Below are 18,945 nucleotides of genomic sequence, written 5' to 3'. Positions count from 1 at the left end.
TGTGCGCTAGCGTCGAGTTGACGCGCATGTGGCAGGAGACGAGAAGATGGACCTCACCGAGAACACCCTGTGGTGGCTCAAGCAGGCGTTCTATTTCTCGCTCACGGCCGTCAACGAGTCGGTCAAGGATCACGGCGTCAGCACCGCTCAGATCGGTGTCCTGCGGCAGTTGGCCAACCAACCGGGCCTGTCGGGGGCCGAGTTGGCCCGCCGTCTGTTGATCACGCCCCAGGGCGTACAACTCGCGCTCACCGCTCTGGAGAAGCGTGGCCTGGTCGAGCGCAAGCAGGACCCCCAGCACGGCCGCATCCTTCAGGTCTTTCTGACCGACGAGGGTCGGGCGGTGGCCTCGGCGGTGGTCGCCGATGCCGTCGCCGCCCACGACCGGGTGTTCGGGGTGCTCAGTGAGGACGAGCAGGAGCAGTTGAAGGCTCTGCTGCGCCGGGTGATCGAACAAGGTACGGGCCACACGCCGCACGCCGATCACATCGACCCATGACGTCTCCCGGTGGAGGCCGCCAGGCCTATTTGCGGCGTCGGCGGCCGATGCTCACCATCCAGTCGGGAAACGCCAACCCGTGGATGATCCACTGAGTCCGGAAGTACTGGCGCGGAAGCGATGCCGTGTTGTAGGGCAGGTCGTATTTGTCGCACAGTTCCCGTACGCGAACGCTGACCTGCGGGAGGCGGTTGCTCGGCAGGTCGGGGAACAGGTGATGCTCGATCTGGTAGCACAGGTGACCGCCTGAGAACGCCGGCAGCCGGCTCGCGTTGAAGTTTGCCGTCCCGACCATTTGCCGCAGATACCACTCGCCTTTGGTCTCGTCGGTGACCACCGCCGGGTCGAACGTCTCGGTGCCGTCGGGGATGTGCCCGCAGATGATGTTCACGTACACCCACAGGTTCCGGACCACATTCGCGGTGATGTTGGCCGCCAGAGTCCGCCGCCACCGGCGCAGGCTCAGGGCGGGCAGGACCACGTAATCCTTGCTCAGCTGGCGGGCGATCTTGCCGAAGAACTTCCGCTTCTCCACGGCAAGGCCGTCTGGCGTCTCATGCCGCAGACGCTCGGAGTGCAGGCCATGCAGGGCGATGCCCCACTCGAACATCGCGGCCAGCACCAGGTTCCGCACCGGAGTTGCCAAGTGGACCCAGCGCCACGGCTGGTCGGTGGTGACCCGATGCAGGCGGTAGCCGATGTCCTCGTCCATCCCGAGCACATTGCTGTACACATGATGCCGGTAGTTGTGCGAGTACCGCCACTGCGCGGAATGCCCGACCATGTCCCACTCCCAGGTGCTGGAGTGGATCTCGGGATCGTTCATCCAATCCCACTGGCCGTGGGAGATGTTGTGGCCCAGTTCCATGTTCTCGATGGACTTCGCATATGCCAGCGCGCACGTCCCCGCCAACCATCCGGCCTTCGACCGAGTACCGGCGATCATCAGTCTCGCGGCGACATCGAGCGCGCGCTGGAAATGGATCACCCGCCGGATGTAGGCCGCGTCCGGCGCCCCGAGCGACTCCTCGACGTCGCGGCGGATGGCATCGAGTTCATCGGCGATCTTTTCGACGTCGGCGCTGCTGAGATGCAGGTAGGCGGGAACATCGGCGATCGCCATCAAGGTGTCCTCGGGGTGTGTGCGGCAGGTAGAGCGGCACAATCACCGCGAGCGTCGGACCGCAGCCTAGAGCCTCAGAGTTACCGACAGGTAATCGAGCGCGCCGACCAGGCGAAATGGCGGCGCTGGCGGACCGTCCGCGCACCTCCACCAGAGTTGGTCATGCCTCCCCCACGACAGGCGTTATCTACCACTTGAGATTAATGACAAGTACTTGATATTGTTGGCCGCGATGGAGACATCGACGACGACACCCCGCATGGAATCCGCCGACGTGACCGACGCCGACGGGTTCATCCCCGCGCGGATCAAGCAGGTGATCCGGGAGACCTCCGACGCGGTGTCCCTGGTGCTCGATATCCCCGAGCCGATCAGAGACCGGTTCCGTTATGCGGCAGGGCAATTCATCACCATTCGGCCGAGAATCGATGGGGCTGAACACCGCCGGTGCTACTCGATGTCATCGTCGCCGGCCGTCGATCCCGACCTGCGGATCACCGTCAAGCGTGATCGCGACGGCCTGGTCTCCAACTGGATCAACGACACTGTGCGCGTGGGCGACGAACTGCACGTCGCACCCCCCGAAGGCCGCTTCGTACTCACCGCCGGCGCGCGCAACGTCGTCACCTTCGCCGGCGGCAGCGGCATCACCCCGGTGTTCTCGTTGGTGCAGTCGGCACTGGCCGCCACCACCCGCAGCACTCGACTGTTCTACGCCAACCGCAACCTTGACTCCGTCATCTTCCGGGAGGCGTTGGCCGCCCTCGTCGACACCTACAGCGAGCGCCTTGCGGTGCACCATCATCTCGACGATCTGGACGGCGTCGTCTCGCCGCAACACATCGCCGACTTCATCGCCGACGGTAGCCACGCGGAAACCGATTACTACGTCTGCGGGCCCGCCCCGTTCATGGACACCGTCGAAAGGGTCCTCTTCGACTCCGGAATCCCCAAGCAGCAGGTGCATCTGGAGCGCTTCAGCGTGGCCGCCGTCCCCGTGCCAGACCCAGCCGAACCCGCGGTCACCGAAGAGGTGACCATCGAACTCGACCGCAGCACCGTCACCGCGCCATACCGCGCCGGGAACACCCTGTTGCAGACCGCCCGGCTGGCCGGCCTGAAGGCGCCGTCGTCGTGCGAAACCGGTTCGTGCGGAACCTGTATGGCGCAGGTGGTCGAGGGCAGCGCACGCATGCTCAACAACGACGCCCTCGACGACGACGAGGTCGCCGACGGCTGGGTGGTGACCTGTCAGGCGCTACCCACCAGTCGCACAGTGAGAGTGGTCTACGAATGAGGTGGCTGACGTGACGAACAGGGTGGCCGTGGTGACCGGCGGGGCCTCCGGGATGGGTGAGGCGACGTGCCACGAACTAGGGCGCCGCGGCCATGCGGTCGCCGTGCTCGATGTGAACACCGATGAAGCACAACGGGTTACCGAGGATCTACGGTCAGTTGGCGTGACCGCCGTCGCGGTCGGCGCCGACGTCACTGACCGCGCCGCGGTGCAGGACGCGTTCGACAAGGTGCGCAGCGAACTCGGTCCGGTCGGCATTCTGGTGACCAGCGCGGGCCTGTTTGGTTACGCCTCCTTCGCCGACATCACCGAGCAGTCGTGGTCACAGATGATCGAGGTGAACCTGAGCGGCACCTTCCGCTGCTGCCAGGTGGCGCTTCCCGACATGGTCGACGCGGGATGGGGCCGCATCGTGATGATCTCCTCCTCCAGCGCCCAGCGTGGCACCCCGTTCGCGGCGCATTACGCCGCGTCGAAAGGGGCGCTGCTGACCTTGACGAAGTCGCTGGCGCGCGAATACGCCCCGCACGGCATCACGGTGAACAACATCCCGCCGTCGGGAATCGAGACCCCGATGCAGCACCAGTCCCAAGCGGCGGGCTATCTGCCGCCCAATGAGACCATCGCCGCCAACATCCCCCTCGGCAGATTGGGCACCGGAGCGGATATCGCTGCGGCCGTGGGGTTCCTGTGCTCCGAGGAGGCCGGCTTCATCACCGGCCAGACCCTCGGGGTCAACGGCGGCTCCGTGATGTAGCGGTCGTGTAGACCCGGCTCGACAATTGGAAAACCACTAGTCACACGGAGGTTCGCATGGCAACCAAGTGGCCCAAACCGGCCGAGGGATCCTGGACCGAACACTATCCCGACCTGGGCACCGGCCCGATCCCGTTCCGCGACTCCATCTCCGAAGAGTTCTACGCCATGGAACGCGAGGCGATCTTCAAGCGCGCGTGGCTCAACGTCAGCCGGGTCGAGGAGACGCCGGAGGCCGGCAGTTACATCACCCGCCAGATCGAGGCGGCCGATGCCTCGCTGCTGCTGGTCAAAGACCACGACGGCACCATCCTCGCCTTCCACAACCTGTGCCGTCGCCGCGGACACACCGTCGTGCCCGTGGACTTCCGGGCCACCGAATTGCGTAACGCCGGAGACGAATTCGAGTGCCGGCACTGCGGGTGGCGTTACGGACTGGACGGTCGGCTGACCTCGGCGCCCGATGCCGAACGCTTCACCGAATTCAACCTCGCGGACTACGGCCTGGTACCGGTGCACTGCGACGTCTGGGCCGGCTTCGTGTTCGTCAACTTCGACCGGGAACCGCGCCAAAGCCTGCGGGAGTTTCTCGGTCCCATGGTCACCGCGCTCGACGACTATCCCTTCGACAAGCTGACGGAGCGCTACGACTGGGTGGCGCACAACAACAGCAACTGGAAGATCTTCGCCGACGCCTTCCAGGAGTACTACCACGTGCCGTCGCTGCACACCCAGCAGGTGCCGCCGGAGGTCCGAGATCCCAACGCCGGCTTCACCTGTGGCCATTTCCAGCTGGACGGCCCGCACCGGCTCGTCTCCACGGCGGGCACCCGGCGCTGGCTGCTGGCACCCGAGTACATGTACCCGATCGAGCGGGCCACCCAGAGCGGGCTGGTGGGTCCGTGGCGGACCCCCGACCTGGGTGAATTGCCGATGCACGGACTCAACCCCGGCAACATCGAGCCGTGGGGGATCAGCAACTTCCAGATCTTCCCCAACATCGAGATCCTGATCTACGGCGGCTGGTACCTGCTGTACCGGTACTGGCCGACCTCGCACAACACCCACCGGTACGAGGCCTTCACGTATTTCCACCCGGCCCGCACCGTGCGTGAACGCATCGAGCACGAGGTGGCCGCCGTGGTGCTCAAGGAGTTCGCCCTGCAGGATGCCGGCATGCTCGGCGGCACCCAGGCCGCGCTCGAGTACGACGTCATCGACGACTACCCGCTCAACGATCAGGAGATCCTGGTGCGCCATCTGCACAAGACGGCGGTCGACTGGGTCGAGGCGTATCAGCGCGACCTCACCCCGGCGGGAGCCTCACGATGACCTCCCCGCGGTTACCCAGCGCCTTCGCCGAACTGGAGCCGTACGCCGAAACCTGGTGTCTGGCAACCGAGACCGAGCGCTGGGAACGTCGCCTGGCCAGCGCCATGCCGGAGATGCACGAGTTCTATGACGCGTTCTTCCCGCGGCTGGAAGAGGCGATCGAGTACTGCGACAAGTTTCCGCTCGACGACATGCCCGACGACGCGATCAACCTGCTGCACTTGATCTATTCGTTGATCATGGTCGCGATGTCGGTGGAGATCATGCACCAGCCGGCCCCGACCGACTCCGCCGATGCCGTCATGGTCCGCACCGGAGAACCACGGCCATAACCGCCACCGAACACGAAAGGGCACACCGATGAGTGTGTTGACCATCAACAAGCTGACCACGTCCGTGGGCGCCGAGGTTGTCGGCGTCGATCCCGAGCGCCTCGGCGCCGACGACAGCCTGGGCGCGGCCATCCTGGACGCCCTGGAAGACAACGGCGTGCTGGTCTTCCACGACTTGCACCTCGATCCGCAGGCCCAAGTCGCATTGTCGCGGCGCCTCGGCGAGATCGACCACTCCGCCGACGGTCATCACCCAGTGGCGGGCATCTACCCGATCACCCTGGACAAGTCGAAGAACAAGGCGGCCGAGTACCTCAAGGCCACCTTCGACTGGCACATCGACGGCTGCACCCCCATGCACGACGAATGTCCGCAGAAGGCCACGGTGCTCTCGGCGGTGGAGGTGGCCGCCCGCGGCGGGGAAACAGAGTTCGCCAACGCATATGCGGCCTACGAATCCCTGTCCGACGCCGAGCAGGAGCGCTACGCCACGCTGCGGGTGGTGCACTCCCTGGAGGCCTCACAGCGTCGCGTCTACCCCGATCCGACACCCGAGCAACGCGCGCGGTGGGCCGCTCGCCCGACACACGAGAACCCACTGGTGTGGACCCACCGCAGCGGACGAAAGTCCTTGGTACTGGGCGCCTCCGCCGACTACATCGTCGGCATGGACCGCGACGAAGGCCGGGCACTGTTGGCCGAACTCCTCGACCACGCCACCACGCCGGACAAGGTCTACAGCCACAAGTGGTCCGTCGGCGACACCGTCATCTGGGACAACCAGGGGGTGTTGCACCGCGCCGCGCCGTATGAGCCCAACTCACGCCGGCACATGCTGCGCACCACGGTGCTCGGCGACGAGCCGATCCAGTAGTAAAGCTCGCACCGCGAACGTGCGCGTCTGTCGCCCGACACGCCGCGCAACAGCAACCTTCTGCGCACGCTCGCGGGCTGCAGGCTAGCCGCGCCGCAGTGCCGCGCGCGGGCATTCCTCGATCGCACGGGCGGCGAGCTCTTCCAACTCCGGCGGCACCGGATCGAGTTTGACGACGGAGTAGTCGTCCTCGTCGAGCTCGAACAGTTGCGGCGCGAGCTTCTCGCAGATGGCGTTGCCTTCACAGCGATCCAGGTCAACTTCGACGCGCACGGCAGCCTCCACAGGAATTTATCCAAGTCCTAGTTGGAAAAATCCTACGTCAAGAGTTGCCGGATGGACAGGCCATACGGAATCCCGACGCGGCCGGGCTCCGGCGAGCGTGCGCAAACTGCTGACGCTTGACGGCGTGTCCAGGGGCAGACACGCACGCTCGCGGGGCAGGGCTATTGCGGCATCGCGGAGTCGACCACCGTCAGTTCATCGGAAAGCCCTGCCACCCGGCGGATTTCACGGAACTCCTCGAGCATGCCGTCGGTGACCTCATGTGGATCGTCGACGGTGGCCTCGTCGGAGAGCACCGAGATGTTGAGTTGGTCGACGTAGCTCCACACCGTGATGTTCAGCCCGCTGCCGGTGGTGATCGGTCCCACCGAATAGATCTCGGTGACCGTGGCACCACCGACCTTGCCGCGCTCGCGCGGGCCGGGCACATTCGAGATGTTCAGGTTGAGCACCTTGTTCTGGCCGTCCTTGTTGGCCAGCCACTTGAACACCGCTTCCACGGGCGCCGGCGGCATGTAGGCCGCCCACCGGGCGATCAGCTCGGGGCCGATCAGTTGGTGGCTTTCCTTGGCCAGCGCGGCCGTATCGTGCGCACAACGAACCCGCTCGGCGGTGTCGGCGACATCGACGGGCAACGCAACCAACACACCGCTGAACCGGTTGCCCGAGATACGGTCTGGCGAGAAGTCGAAGCTCATCGGCACCGAGGCCAACAGCGGATGGTCGGCGTGACCGTCGTATTTGAGCGACAGTTTGCGCAGCGCCCCTGAGGACATCGCCAGCACCAGGTCGTTGATCGTGACCCCGAGCGCCTTGCCGGTCTCCTTGACATCGGCCAAGGCCAAGGTGGCCGTGGCGAACAGCCGCTTTTCCTCGAGGATGTGGTTCATGAAGCTGGGCGGCGGGGTGAAGGGCCGGGTCAGCTCCGGTGACAGCTTGCGGTGGCTGCGTCGCACCCGCCCGAAGCCCTGGGCGGTGTAGCGGAAGGTGCCGGGAAGCCGGCCGAGCTGGCGCATGTGGTCGGTGAACGCCGAGCGCACGAGTTCGGTCTTCGACGGCGCCGGATCGGCTGCGTAGCAGGCGTCGTCGTGTTTCGGTCCGTCCTGCAGGTCCATGCCGCGGGCCAGCAGGTTCGCCGAGGCGATACCGTCGGCCAGCGCGTGGTGAATCTTGTTGACCACCGCGATCCGATCGTTGGCCAGACCCTCAACGAAGTACATCTCCCACAGCGGCCGGTTGCGGTCCAGCTGGGTGCTGCCGATCTGCCCGATGGCCTCGTCGAGTTCCCGGCGCCCACCGGGCTCGCGCACCCGCCACGGCCGCACGTGGTACTCCAGGTCGACGTCGCAGTTCTCCCGCCACATCGGGTGGTGGAACTTGAACGGGATGTCGACGAGTTGGTAGCAGAACGGTTCGAGCTTGTGCAGGCGTGCGCGGATCACCTCACGGAACTCGTCGATCCCGAACTTACGTCCCCCAAGATCGTCGAGCGCGATGACGGCGATCTTCAATGTGTGCATGTGCACGGTGGGCGTCTCTGTGTACAGCAGAAACGCGTCCCACCCACTCAACCGCTTCACGGTGTCCCTCCCCAGGTGTGGAGGCGTCTATATAACCGCTTTAGTCCGGTCAATCGCCCTGTTTCTGTGAATTTGGTTGAGGAACAACCCAATTGCGGTCGCCATCGCTCCAGTTCGGGCCCCGTCGGTCATGTCGAAGGCGTGCCCGGCACCCGGCAGTTCAATGTAGCCGACCACCGATCGGGACACGGCCTTGAGCCGGTCGACGAAGCTGCGGGCCTGGGCGACCGGGATGACACTGTCCCCGGTGCCGTGGATGACCAGGAACGGCGGAGCGTCGGGGTGAACCTGGGCGATCGGCGAGGCCAGCCGGAAGATCTCGGGGTGCCGGTCGAGCTTGCGGCCCACCACGACTCGTTCCAGGAAGTCGACGAAGCGGATCCGCTCCTCGGTGGAGCGGTCCTCCCAGTCGTAGCGTCCGTAGATACCGACAACGGCGTCGACGGTGGTGTCGGAGCCGTCGGGCAGGTCGCCCTGCAGATCGGGGTGGTTGGGGGTGAGGCCGGCCAGCGCGGCGAGGTGGCCGCCGGCCGAGCAGCCCGCGACGGCGACGAAGTTGCGGTCGCCACCGAACTTGTCGACATTGGCCCGTGCCCACGCGATCGCCGCCTTGACGTCGGTGAGATGCCGCGGCCAGCGGTGATGCGGGGCCACCCGGTAGTCGATGGACAGGCACACCCACCCCTGTCGCGCCAGATGCGACAACAAGGCATACCCCTGCAAGACCCGGCCACCGTGCACCCAGGCGCCACCCGGCACGAACAGCAGCACGGGCGCCGGTTCGGCGGGCAGGTCCCGGGGCCGCCAGACATCGAGAAGCTGCGACGGGTCGTCGCCGTAGCGCACCGAGGTGCGGTACACGTCGCGACGGTACTCACGGGTCCGCCACAGCGGCGGCATGTTGTCCGGCGCCGGCCAGTCGACGGCCAGGTCAGCCGCGGACACCACGGCACGCATGGCCTCTTGCACCACGGCATTGGTCTGCTCGCGCTCGGACTTGCGAATTCCGGCGGCACCGGGGGCCAGCCAGGACTTCGCCGAGGCGGTGACGAACTCGGGCAGGTTACGGAAGCCCCACACACCCATCGCGGCCATGGCTCCGAACGGTTCCAGGTGCTTGCCGACGACCGGCAGCGAAGCTGATGCCACGCTCAGCGCCAGCATATGGTCCGCGGGCTTGGCCGTCAGCAACCATCGCGCCCGATCGGCGAGAGTCGGTGCGGGGTACCGGGTATCCGGTCGTGCCGTCATTTCGCGAGCCTACCCCGCCGGGGTTGGACTCAGGTGACAACTTCGCCGAGTTGTTCACTAGCCGTCGTGTTGTGACCTGGATCACGTCGACGTCGGCACCCGCCGCCGTTAGCTTCGCTGACCATGACCCATTCTGCGCTGGCCATCACCGAAGAGCACCAGGACCTCGCCGAGTCGGCGCTCGGACAGTTGAACCGGCTCGACAGCCGGGCCGCCGCGCGCGCCACACTGGAGACCCCCGGCCGCTACCCCGCCGACATCTGGGCGGCCGGCGCCGCACTCGGTTGGAACGGCCTGGCCATTGCCGAGGAGTACGGCGGCTCCGGGTTCGGCCTGCCCGAGCTGGCCGTGGTGGCCGAGGTCGCCGGCCGAGAACTGTGCCCCGGACCGTTTCTGCCGACAGTATCGGCTGCCGTGGTCATCGACCATTTCGCGCCGGATCCCGTTCGCGCCGAACTCCTTCCGGGGCTGGCCGACGGGGCGACCGTGGCCGCGCTCGGCCTGGCCGGCTCGGTGAGCATCGGCGACGACGGCCGACTCGGCGGGCAGGCGCGCGCCGTGCTCGGGGCGCCCGACGCGCAGGTTCTCGTGCTCGCCGCCGGAGACGACGTCGTCATCCTGGACGCCACCGCCGACGGGATCACCGTCACCGCCGAGGACTCCCTGGACACCACCCGCAGCATCGGCTCCGTCGACCTGCGCGCGGTGGCCGTCGACGAGAGCCGGATCCTGCGCGGCGCCGCCCGCGGAGCCCGCACGGTGTTCCGCATCCTCGGTTCGGCAGAAGCCGTCGGAGTCTCCTGGGCCGCACTGGACATGGCCGTCGACTACGCCAAGGTGCGCGAGCAGTTCGGCCGCACCATCGGCACGTTCCAAGCGGTCAAGCACCACGCCGCCAACATGCTCGTCGACGCCGAGCAAACCACCGCCGCAGTCTGGGATGCCGCCCGCGCCGACGACCTCGACGGAGCCTGGTTCGCCGCCGCGGTGGCCGCCGCGCACGCCATCCGGGCGCAGATCTTCTGCACGCAGAACAATGTTCAACTGCACGGTGGCATCGCGTTCACCTGGGAACACGACGCGCATCTCTACCTGCGTCGGGCCCGGACGCTGGCCGCGGTGCTCGGTGACGGCGCCGATCCGCTGATCGACGTGGTCGAGGGGCAACGCACCGGGCAGGCCCACGGGGCGTCCTTCGCCCTGCCGGACGAGGCCGAGCAGTACCGCCAGGACGCACAGGCGGCGGCGTCGGCCGTGAAGGAACTGCCCGAGGACAAGCGCCGCGACTACCTGGTGGACTCCGGTTACCTGGTGCCGCACTGGCCCAAGCCGTACGGACGCGCCGCAAATGTGTTGGAGCAGTTGGTGATCGAAGAGGAGTTCGCCGACATCGAGCGCGCGGACATGGGGATCACCGGCTGGGTGACGCTGACCATCGCCCAGGCCGGCACCGACGATCAGCGCGAGCGCTGGGTGGAGCCCGTGCTCCGCGGTGAGGTGATGTGGTGCCAGCTGTTCTCCGAGCCGGGCGCCGGTTCGGATGCGGCCGCGGTGCGCACCGCCGCCAAGAAAGTCGACGGCGGCTGGCGGGTGACCGGCCAGAAGGTCTGGACCAGCCTGGCGCAGCACTGCCAGTGGGGGCTGGCCACCGTGCGCACCGACCCCGAGGCGCCCAAGCACGCCGGTGTCACGATGATGGCGATCGACATGAAAGCCCCTGGAGTCACCGTCAATCCGTTGCGGGGCCTGACCGGTGACGCCCACTTCAACGAGGTGTTCTTCGACGACGTGTTCGTTCCGGACGCCGATGTCGTGGGCGACGTGAACAAGGGCTGGCTGGTGGCCCGCGCCACTCTCGGCAACGAGCGCATCTCGATCGGCGGCGGCTCGGCCGCCCCGACCGGATTCGACGCCGACGAGCTCGTGGCCCTGATCGACACGGATTCCGACGGCGCCCGCTATGTCCGCCGGGCCGGCGAGGTGATCGCCGTCGGCCACACATTGCGGCTGCTGAACCTGCGCCGGGTCAGCCGGGCCATCGCGGGCACCGAACCCGGGCCCGAGGGCAACGTCACCAAGCTGCTGGTGGCCGAGCACTCCCAGCATCTGACCGAACTGGGCATGGATCTGGTCGGCTCGGCCGGGGTGACCGGGCAGACGCCGAAGCTGACCCGCGCCTACCTGGGCAACCGGGCGATGACGATCGCGGGCGGCACGTCGGAGATCACCCGGAACACGATCGCCGAGCGCATCCTGGGCCTGCCCCGCGACCCGCTGCTGAAGTAGATTCGCCGCTTTCCACGTCAGGGCTGTGCGCGGGCCGGATCGACGACCCTGACGTGGAAACCGACGTCGACAGATTCCGGGCACGGTAGAAAAGACAGCGTGACGTCCAGCACCGGTTTCCATCCCGACCTTGCACGCATCGCCCGCTTCCTCCCACGCGGAATGGTGAACCGGCGCTCGCTGCCGCTGTTTCAGCGGCTGACCAGCCTGCAGAACCGGCAGACACCGAGAGACGTCGAGGTGCTCACCTTGAGCTCGGGTGTCGGGGTCCGGCTGTTCCGGCCCGAGGGCGTCACCACCCCGGCACCGGCGCTGTTGTGGATCCATGGTGGCGGGTACGTACTGGGCAGCCCCGCCCAGGACGACGCGCTCTGCCGACGGTTTGCCCGGGAGCTCGGGGCCACCGTGGCCGCGGTCAAATACCGGCTGGCCCCGCAGAACCCCTACCCGGCCGGCCTCGAGGATTGCTATGACGCCCTGAAATGGTTGTCGCGGCTGCCCGCGGTCGACGCCGCACGGGTTGCAGTGGCCGGGGCCAGCGCCGGTGGCGGCCTGGCCGCCGCCCTGGCCCTGCTGGCCCGCGATCGCGGTGAGGTTCCCCTCGCGGCGCAGATCCTGGTCTACCCGATGCTCGACGACCGGTCGGTGGGCCCGGAGCTGGAGAATCCCGGTCACCGGTTGTGGACCCAGGGCAGCAACAAGTTCGGCTGGTCTGCCTACCTCGGTAAGGCGGACCCGGCCGTGGCCGTGCCCGGGCGCCGCACCGATCTCGCCGGGCTGCCACCGACGTGGATCGGCGTCGGCACGCTGGACCTGTTCCACGACGAAGACTTGGCCTACGCCGAACGTCTGCGCGCCGCCGGGGTCGAGGTTCACGTCGAAGAGGTGCACGGGGCGTTCCACGGATTCGACCAGATCGCCGCGAAAACTGCTGTGGCCCAGTCCTTCCTGGCCAGCCAATGCGACTACCTACGTGCGACTTTCGGCTGATTCACGTTGGTGACGTAGGTACCGACAAGCCATAAACTGATGCGTGATGCGTGATGTACCATGGCGAAATGCGGACGACAGTCGACATCGACGAGCGCGTCCTCGCTGCTGCCAAAGGAATGGCCCGCGCTCGTGGAATGACCCTGGGCCAGGCGATTTCGGAGCTCGCGATGGCCGGCTACGAAGCTCAGCACGCGACTGCCGAGCTTGAGGATCCGGATTTTCCGGTCCTCCCAGCGGTCGAAGGCCACCTGATCACCGATGAAATGGTTGAGAAGGCTTTAGCCGAGGATGCCTGAGGAGCCAGAGCCCACGTTCACCATGCCCGACGTGAACGTGCTCGTCGCCCTGACCAACGCCACCCACCAGCATCACCGTCAGGCGCACGCGTGGCTGGCAACCTGCCCGCGTTTCGCCACGACACCGATTACCGAGAACGGCTTGGTGCGCCTGCTGCTCAACCCGGCAGTGGTGGGTCAACAGATATCGACAGCGCAGGTCCTCGCAGTGCTCACCAAATTGCGGGCCCACAACCGCGCGGTGTTCATTGCCGACAGTTCCAGTCTGGCCAGCGCCTCGATCGACACCATCGGTTTCTCCGGACACAAGCAAGCGACAGACTTTCATCTGGTCAATCTGGTCGCATCCGAGGGCGGTCAACTGGTCACCTTCGACCGGCGCATGACTGCGGCGTTGACACCGCGAGACCAGCGTTTCGTCCGGGTGCTCTGAAAGTGCCGGCCGGCGCGTACCTACGCGCCGCGTTCAGCTGATTCACGTTGGTGACGTAGGTACCGGCAGGCCCGCTCCAACAGGCAGCGATCGGCGGCCGACAGCGTCCTGACCCGCGGGACCAATCTGGTGACGATCCGGGCGAACCGGACGCACAGCTGTTCGGCGGTCATACCGAACTCTAGCCAGACATCGTCCTCGCGTGGACCCCCGTAGGGAGCCCACGCGAGGACGAACTTCAGCAGGAGACGTTCGAAAGTGTCCATCTACCAGCGTTGTCCGTTGACTCAGTCTCGAACGACGGTGTCCTCGAACACGATCCGGCCGATCAGTTCGTAACGGCGCGGGTCACGCAGCTTGAAGTACGTGGCCATACCCGCGCCCAGGATGAAGATGCCCACCACGATCCACGGCGTGAGCTTGAACAGCAGGGTGCCCGACGCCGTGCCTGCCGCCGCATCCTTGTGCTCCCACAGCAGGTACACGACGTAGAGCATGCCGATTCCGCCGAGGCCCGGGGCGATCAGGGTCTTGAACCAGTGCTTGGAGACCGGGTGGTTCTTGCGGATGTGGAAGTAGCTGATGACCGAGAAGGCGCACAGCGACTGCACGATCAGGATCGCCATGGTGCCGAGGATGGCCAGCAGCGTGTACATGTGCACGTACGGATCCATCCCGGCGAACAGGAAGGCCAGGATGATCACCAACGCGATCCCGCTCTGCACGAACGAGGCGATGTGCGGTGAGCCGTGCGTGGGATGTGTTGCGCCCAAGGTCTTCTGCAAGTTCTTGGACAGTCCCTCACGACCGAGGGCGTACAGGTAGCGCGAGGCGCAGTTGTGGAACGCCATACCGCAGGCGAAGGATCCGGTGACCAGCAGGATGTTGAACACCGTGATCGCCCACTCGCCGTAGGTGTCACGCACCGGCCCGAAGAAAATCTCCGAGGACGTCGCGGAATCCTGCGCGAGTTCCACCGCGTGCTGCGGGCCGGTGCCGGCGATCGCCATCCAGGACACGAACACGTAGAACACACCGACGCCGACGACACTGAGCATGGTGGCCCGGGGGATGATCTTCTTTGGGTTACGCGACTCCTCGCCGTACATGGCGGTCGATTCGAAGCCGACCCAGGACCAGAAGGCGAAGAACAGACCCAAACCGGCACTGGCACCGGCAATTCCGGCTGCCGGAGAGAACGCCCCGATGGGATTGATGGTCTCGGCGACGGCGAATCCGTCCGGACCGCCACCCTGGAACAGCACTGCCACCGCACCGAGCGCCAACATGACGATCTCGGTCACCAGGAACACCCCGAGCACCTTGGCGGTGAGGTTCACGTCGAAGTAGGTCAGCACCGCGTTGGTGACCAGCATCAGCAGCGCCGGGATGATCCAGTGGATGTGGATGCCCAGCTGGGATTGCATGAAGTTCTGGAAGAAGAACGAGAAGATCCCGATCAACGAGGCCTCGAACACCACATAGGCCATGGTGATCAATCCGCCGCTGGCCATGCCGACGATACGGCCGAGTCCGTGGGAGATATAGCCGTAGAACGCACCGGTGGTGGTGATGTGCTTGGCCATGGTCGCGTAGCCGACGGCGAAGAGGCCGAGGACTACGGTTGCGACGATGTAGCCGGCCGGCGCATGTGAACCATTTCCGAATCCGACAGCGATCGGGACGTTGCCGACCATTGCCGTGATCGGGGCGGCGGTCGCCACCGCCATGAAGATGACGCCGACGGTGCCGACGGCGTTGCGTTTCAGTCTCTGGACGTCATGAGCTGCAGTTTCGCTCCCAGCGACAGCTTGATCGGTCATCTAGTGGAATACCTTCCAGGTTACAGTGGACGCCCGTTGTGGCCTGCACCACATAACGAACCTTACGCATATTGGCATGACCAAAAGGCGTTCGCAAGCGTTTCCTGCAACCATTGACACAAATGGTCGCAACCGTTTACGGTGAGGGCCATCACAGCTACCGGATAGCTGAAGAGGGAGCCGCATGTACGACTACGGCACGTTCACGTTCGATTCCAAAGCCGAAGTGCTGGAACGAGCCAAGACGTTCTGGAATCCAGACAAGACACAGTTCTGGACCGACACGGGTGTCGATCTGGTGATCGACCGCCGCGAGGGATATTTCCTGTGGGATATGGGCGGACGCCGCCTGATCGATATGCATCTCAACGGGGGAACCTACAACCTCGGCCACCGCAATCCCGAAGTGATGCAGGCGATCACCGAAGGCATGACGCACTTCGACGTCGGCAACCACCACTTCCCGTCGGTGGCCCGCACCGCGCTGGCACAGCGCCTGGTCGAGACCGCGCCGGCGTCGATCAAGAAGGTGGCCTACGGGTCCGGCGGCGGCGAGGCGATCGACATCGCCCTCAAGAGCGCCCGGCACGCCACCAAGCGGCGCAAGATCGTCTCGATCGTCAAGGCCTACCACGGGCACACCGGTCTGGCGGTGGCCACCGGCGACGATCGGTTCGCCAAGTTCTTCCTGGCCGATCAGCCCGATGAGTTCCTGCAGGTGCCGTTCAACGACATCGAGGCGATGGAACGCGTGCTGGCCGGCGGCGACGTCGCGGCGGTGATCATGGAGACCATTCCGGCCACCTACGGATTCCCGCTTCCCGCACCGGGTTACCTCGAAGCGGTCAAGGCGGCCACCGAAAAACACGGCACGCTCTACATCGCCGACGAGGTCCAGACCGGGCTGATGCGTACCGGCGAGCTGTGGGGCATCACCAAGCACGGCATCGAGCCCGACATCCTGGTGACCGGCAAGGGCCTGTCCGGCGGTATGTACCCAATCACCGCGGCCCTGCTCAGTGATCGCGCCGCGAAGTGGCTCGATGAGGACGGCTTCGGCCACATCTCCACCTTCGGTGGCGCCGAACTGGGTTGTGTCGCAGCGCTGAAGACGCTGGAGATCTCCACCCGGCCCGAGGTGCGCTCGATGGTGCACTACATCGCCGACATCTTCGACCACGGGCTACAGCGCATCCAAGCCGACCATCCGGACTGGTTCGTCGGCATCCGGCAGAACGGTGTGGTGATCGGACTGGAGTTCGATCACCCCGAGGGCGCCAAGTTCGTGATGCGCGAGCTCTATGACAACGGGGTGTGGGCGATCTTCTCCACGCTGGATCCCCGTGTGCTGCAGTTCAAGCCGGGCCTGTTGCTCTCGCGCGAGCTGTGTGAAGACGTGCTGGACCGCCTCGCCGTTGCGGTGGCCCGGGCCGAGTCCGTCGTGAGAGGACGTAAAGCATCATGACCAGTACCGCACAAGCCGGGCACATGCTGGAGCGGGCCCGCTGGGCCGCTGCGGCATACGCCGACTACGACGCCGCTGCGGTGACCAACATCGTCAACGCGGTGGCCGACGCCGCCTACGCGGCGGCCGAACGGTTCGCCACCGAGGCCGTCGTCGAGACGGGTATGGGTGTGGCCGCCGACAAGGTGACCAAGAACCGGGCCTGCTCCCGCGGCATCGTCGACTACTACGCGGGTGAGGACTACGTGTCGCCCCGCGTCGACACCGCACGCAAGATCGTCGAGCTACCCCGGCCCGCCGGAGTGGTTCTCGCGCTCACCCCCACCACCAATCCCGTTGCCACGGTGTACTTCAAGACCATCCTGGCCCTGATGACCCGCAACGCCGTCGTCATCGCCCCACACCCGCGGGCCAAGCGGTGCTCGGCCGACGCGGCCCGGCTCCTGGCCGAGGCGGCCGTCGCCGCCGGTGCACCCGACGGCATCGTGCAGGTGATCGACGAACCATCGATCCCCCTCGTCCAGGCCCTGATGGCCGACGAGCGCACCGATGTCATCGTCGCCACCGGCGGCACCGGCGTCGTGCGGGCGGCGTACTCGTCGGGTAACCCGGCACTGGGCGTCGGGCCGGGCAACGTCCCGGTGTTCGTCGAGGCCAGCGCCGATCTCAATGCGGCGGCCAAGCGGATCGTGGACAGCAAGGCGTTCGACAACTCGGTGCTGTGTACCAACGAATCCGTGCTGATCGCCGAGGACGCGATCGCCGAGCGGCTCGGCGGGGCACTGACCCGCGCCGGGGCACACATCCTCGACGAGGACAGCGCACGGCGGCTGCGGGCCTACATGTTTGCCGACGGCCACCTCAACACCGAGGTCGTGGGCCGCGACGCCGCCTGGATCGCCGGGCAGGCCGGGCTGCGGGTGACCCCCAAGACCCGGGTGCTCATCGCGCCGTTCGGTGACGTGATCGCCGAGGAGATGCTGGCCCACGAAAAGCTGTCCCCGGTGCTGGGCATGACCACCGCGGCCGACGCCGCCCGCGGTATCCGCGCGGCCCGGGCCGTCGTCCGGATCGGCGGGGCCGGCCACTCGGCCGCCATCCACAGCGAGAACGCCTCGGTGATCACCGATTTCGCTGCGCAGGTACCCGTGCTGCGGGTGTCGGTCAACGTCGGCAACAGCACCGGCAGTTCAGGGCTGGACACCAACCTGGCGCCGTCGATGACCATCGGCACCGGTTTCGTCGGGCGCAGCTCGATCGGTGAGAACCTGCAACCGCAGAACCTGATCAACTGGGCCCGCATCGCCTACAACAGCGATTCGGCGGTGCCGATGGGCAATTTCGCGGGCATCGACCCGTGGCACGCGCCCGCCGGTCCCGTGCCGGAGTATCCGCGCGCATCCAACGACCGCAACGGCGTCGCGGTGCCACCGCGCCGCTCCTATGCCGCGACAGGCCGGTCGAACGACCCGGGGCTGGACGCGTTGCGGGCCGAGCTGCGCGCGCTGGTCGTCGAAGAACTCGCACAACTGATCAAGAGGTAGGGCTGTGGCCGAACTGCGTTCCTTTATCTTCATCGACCGGCTGCAACCGCAGACGATGTCGTATCTGGGCACCTGGATCAAAGGTGCCCTGCCCCGGGCCAACCAGGCAGCCCAGATCATCGAGGTGGCCCCCGGCCTCGACATCGAGGGGGTCACCGACGTGGCGCTCAAGCATGCCGAGGTCAAGGCCGGAATCCTCGTGGTCGAGCGGCAATTCGGGTACCTGGAGTTCCACGGTGAGACCGGTGCGGTGAAGGCCGCGGCCGACGCCGCGCTCGATGAGCTCGGCGGTGACACCGGCAACGCGAAACGACCGGAAGTGCTGGCCTCGCGGATCATCTCCAGCGTCGACCACCAACACGCATTCCTGATCAACCGCAACAAGATCGGCTCGATGGTGCTGCCCGGGGAATCGCTGTTCGTCCTCGAGGTTCAGCCGGCGTCCTACGCGATCCTGGCCACCAACGAGGCCGAGAAAGCCGCCGACATCAAGGTGATCGACTTCCGGATGATCGGCGCCACCGGCCGCGTGTACCTGTCCGGTACCGAGGCCGACATCCGCACCGCGGCCGAGGCGGCCCAAGACGCACTGGCCAGGGCCACTGCATGAACGTCAGCAGAGACGACCTACGTGCCTTGGTGCGCGAAGTGGTTCGCGAAGCGGTAGCGGGCCTGTCGGCGGGGCCGGCATCCAAGACCCCGGGGCCGGTGGCTGTCCCCCCCCCCCCCGCCCCGGCCCCCCCACCAGCCGGCTTGGCCTGGCACTTAAACACAAC

Annotated in this window: 19 protein-coding genes; 13 read left to right on the top strand and 6 right to left on the bottom strand. The window is 66.4% G+C overall.

Annotation, left to right across the window (positions count from 1 at the left end):
* Positions 1 to 46 precede the first annotated feature (46 nt).
* Entirely contained in the window at positions 47 to 499 is a 453-nt protein-coding gene (locus A5733_RS03565; RefSeq protein WP_076239111.1) for a MarR family winged helix-turn-helix transcriptional regulator, read from the top strand.
* Between the two features lie 25 nt (positions 500 to 524).
* Here the strand turns inward: A5733_RS03565 and A5733_RS03560 are convergent, their stop codons facing one another.
* Positions 525 to 1,622 carry an acyl-CoA desaturase gene (locus tag A5733_RS03560; protein ID WP_076239110.1) on the bottom strand — a complete coding sequence of 366 codons (1,098 nt, stop codon included), beginning with the start codon at positions 1,620 to 1,622 and terminating at the stop codon, positions 525 to 527.
* Between the two features lie 232 nt (positions 1,623 to 1,854).
* Between A5733_RS03560 and A5733_RS03555 the strand changes: the two genes are divergently transcribed.
* From A5733_RS03555 to A5733_RS03535, 5 genes are read left to right on the top strand one after another with little or no spacing between them, the layout of a single operon-like run.
* A complete protein-coding gene (locus tag A5733_RS03555) occupies positions 1,855 to 2,919 on the top strand; it encodes a ferredoxin--NADP reductase (RefSeq protein ID WP_076239109.1) in 1,065 nt (354 codons plus the stop codon).
* A gap of 10 nt (positions 2,920 to 2,929) precedes the next feature.
* On the top strand, positions 2,930 to 3,676 hold the full coding sequence (locus A5733_RS03550) for an SDR family NAD(P)-dependent oxidoreductase (RefSeq protein WP_255376476.1): 747 nt from the start codon (positions 2,930 to 2,932) through the stop codon (positions 3,674 to 3,676).
* Positions 3,677 to 3,732: 56 nt separating this feature from the next.
* Complete coding sequence (locus tag A5733_RS03545; protein ID WP_076239108.1) at positions 3,733 to 5,007, top strand: aromatic ring-hydroxylating dioxygenase subunit alpha; 1,275 nt, start codon at positions 3,733 to 3,735, stop codon at positions 5,005 to 5,007.
* The gene (locus A5733_RS03540; RefSeq protein WP_067768047.1) at positions 5,004 to 5,339 is read left to right on the top strand and encodes a hypothetical protein; all 336 of its coding nucleotides are present in this window, start codon (positions 5,004 to 5,006) and stop codon (positions 5,337 to 5,339) included. The genes A5733_RS03545 and A5733_RS03540 overlap by 4 nt, the downstream gene beginning before the upstream one ends.
* Positions 5,340 to 5,367: 28 nt before the next feature.
* Positions 5,368 to 6,213, top strand: a complete 846-nt coding sequence (locus A5733_RS03535; protein WP_076239107.1) for a TauD/TfdA family dioxygenase — start codon at positions 5,368 to 5,370, stop codon at positions 6,211 to 6,213.
* Between the two features lie 84 nt (positions 6,214 to 6,297).
* Here the strand turns inward: A5733_RS03535 and A5733_RS03530 are convergent, their stop codons facing one another.
* The 3 genes from A5733_RS03530 to A5733_RS03520 all read right to left on the bottom strand — a co-directional run bounded on the left by A5733_RS03530 (position 6,298) and on the right by A5733_RS03520 (position 9,329).
* Positions 6,298 to 6,486, bottom strand: a complete 189-nt coding sequence (locus A5733_RS03530; RefSeq protein WP_076193987.1) for a ferredoxin — start codon at positions 6,484 to 6,486, stop codon at positions 6,298 to 6,300.
* 173 nt (positions 6,487 to 6,659) lie between these two features.
* Positions 6,660 to 8,078: a wax ester/triacylglycerol synthase family O-acyltransferase gene (locus A5733_RS03525; protein ID WP_076239106.1), complete on the bottom strand. Its 1,419-nt coding sequence runs from the start codon at positions 8,076 to 8,078 to the stop codon at positions 6,660 to 6,662.
* Between the two features lie 27 nt (positions 8,079 to 8,105).
* A complete protein-coding gene (locus tag A5733_RS03520) occupies positions 8,106 to 9,329 on the bottom strand; it encodes an alpha/beta hydrolase (RefSeq protein WP_076239105.1) in 1,224 nt (407 codons plus the stop codon).
* Positions 9,330 to 9,452: 123 nt separating this feature from the next.
* Here A5733_RS03520 and A5733_RS03515 point away from each other — a divergent pair, with 123 nt between their 5' ends.
* The 4 genes from A5733_RS03515 to A5733_RS03500 all read left to right on the top strand — a co-directional run bounded on the left by A5733_RS03515 (position 9,453) and on the right by A5733_RS03500 (position 13,337).
* Positions 9,453 to 11,615, top strand: a complete 2,163-nt coding sequence (locus tag A5733_RS03515; RefSeq protein WP_076239104.1) for an acyl-CoA dehydrogenase — start codon at positions 9,453 to 9,455, stop codon at positions 11,613 to 11,615.
* 162 nt (positions 11,616 to 11,777) lie between these two features.
* A complete protein-coding gene (locus A5733_RS03510; RefSeq protein WP_082957624.1) occupies positions 11,778 to 12,605 on the top strand; it encodes an alpha/beta hydrolase in 828 nt (275 codons plus the stop codon).
* A 68-nt stretch (positions 12,606 to 12,673) separates the two neighbouring features.
* The gene (locus tag A5733_RS03505) at positions 12,674 to 12,904 is read left to right on the top strand and encodes a hypothetical protein (protein WP_076239222.1); all 231 of its coding nucleotides are present in this window, start codon (positions 12,674 to 12,676) and stop codon (positions 12,902 to 12,904) included.
* A complete protein-coding gene (locus A5733_RS03500) occupies positions 12,897 to 13,337 on the top strand; it encodes a TA system VapC family ribonuclease toxin (RefSeq protein WP_083665977.1) in 441 nt (146 codons plus the stop codon). The genes A5733_RS03505 and A5733_RS03500 overlap by 8 nt, the downstream gene beginning before the upstream one ends.
* 20 nt (positions 13,338 to 13,357) lie before the next feature.
* Here A5733_RS03500 and A5733_RS03495 read toward each other — a convergent pair whose 3' ends face one another.
* Positions 13,358 to 13,603 (bottom strand): hypothetical protein, encoded by a 246-nt coding sequence (locus A5733_RS03495; protein WP_076239103.1) that lies wholly within the window; start codon positions 13,601 to 13,603, stop codon positions 13,358 to 13,360.
* 21 nt (positions 13,604 to 13,624) lie between these two features.
* Positions 13,625 to 15,160 (bottom strand): APC family permease, encoded by a 1,536-nt coding sequence (locus A5733_RS03490; RefSeq protein ID WP_076239102.1) that lies wholly within the window; start codon positions 15,158 to 15,160, stop codon positions 13,625 to 13,627.
* 184 nt (positions 15,161 to 15,344) lie between these two features.
* On the opposite strand from A5733_RS03490, the gene A5733_RS03485 reads away from it, so the two are divergent.
* The 3 genes from A5733_RS03485 to A5733_RS03475 are packed head-to-tail and all read left to right on the top strand — an operon-like array spanning position 15,345 to position 18,779.
* Positions 15,345 to 16,625 carry an aspartate aminotransferase family protein gene (locus tag A5733_RS03485; RefSeq protein WP_067768032.1) on the top strand — a complete coding sequence of 427 codons (1,281 nt, stop codon included), beginning with the start codon at positions 15,345 to 15,347 and terminating at the stop codon, positions 16,623 to 16,625.
* Positions 16,622 to 18,169, top strand: coding sequence for an aldehyde dehydrogenase family protein (locus A5733_RS03480; RefSeq protein WP_067768030.1), 1,548 nt, complete (start codon positions 16,622 to 16,624; stop codon positions 18,167 to 18,169). The genes A5733_RS03485 and A5733_RS03480 overlap by 4 nt, the downstream gene beginning before the upstream one ends.
* Before the next feature lie 4 nt (positions 18,170 to 18,173).
* On the top strand, positions 18,174 to 18,779 hold the full coding sequence (locus A5733_RS03475; RefSeq protein ID WP_067768028.1) for a BMC domain-containing protein: 606 nt from the start codon (positions 18,174 to 18,176) through the stop codon (positions 18,777 to 18,779).
* Positions 18,780 to 18,945 lie beyond the last annotated feature (166 nt).

It is taken from the genome of Mycobacterium sp. NS-7484 (genome assembly GCF_001953975.1).
Lineage (GTDB): Bacteria > Actinomycetota > Actinomycetes > Mycobacteriales > Mycobacteriaceae > Mycobacterium.
This window is presented reverse-complemented; position numbering and strand designations above follow the sequence as displayed.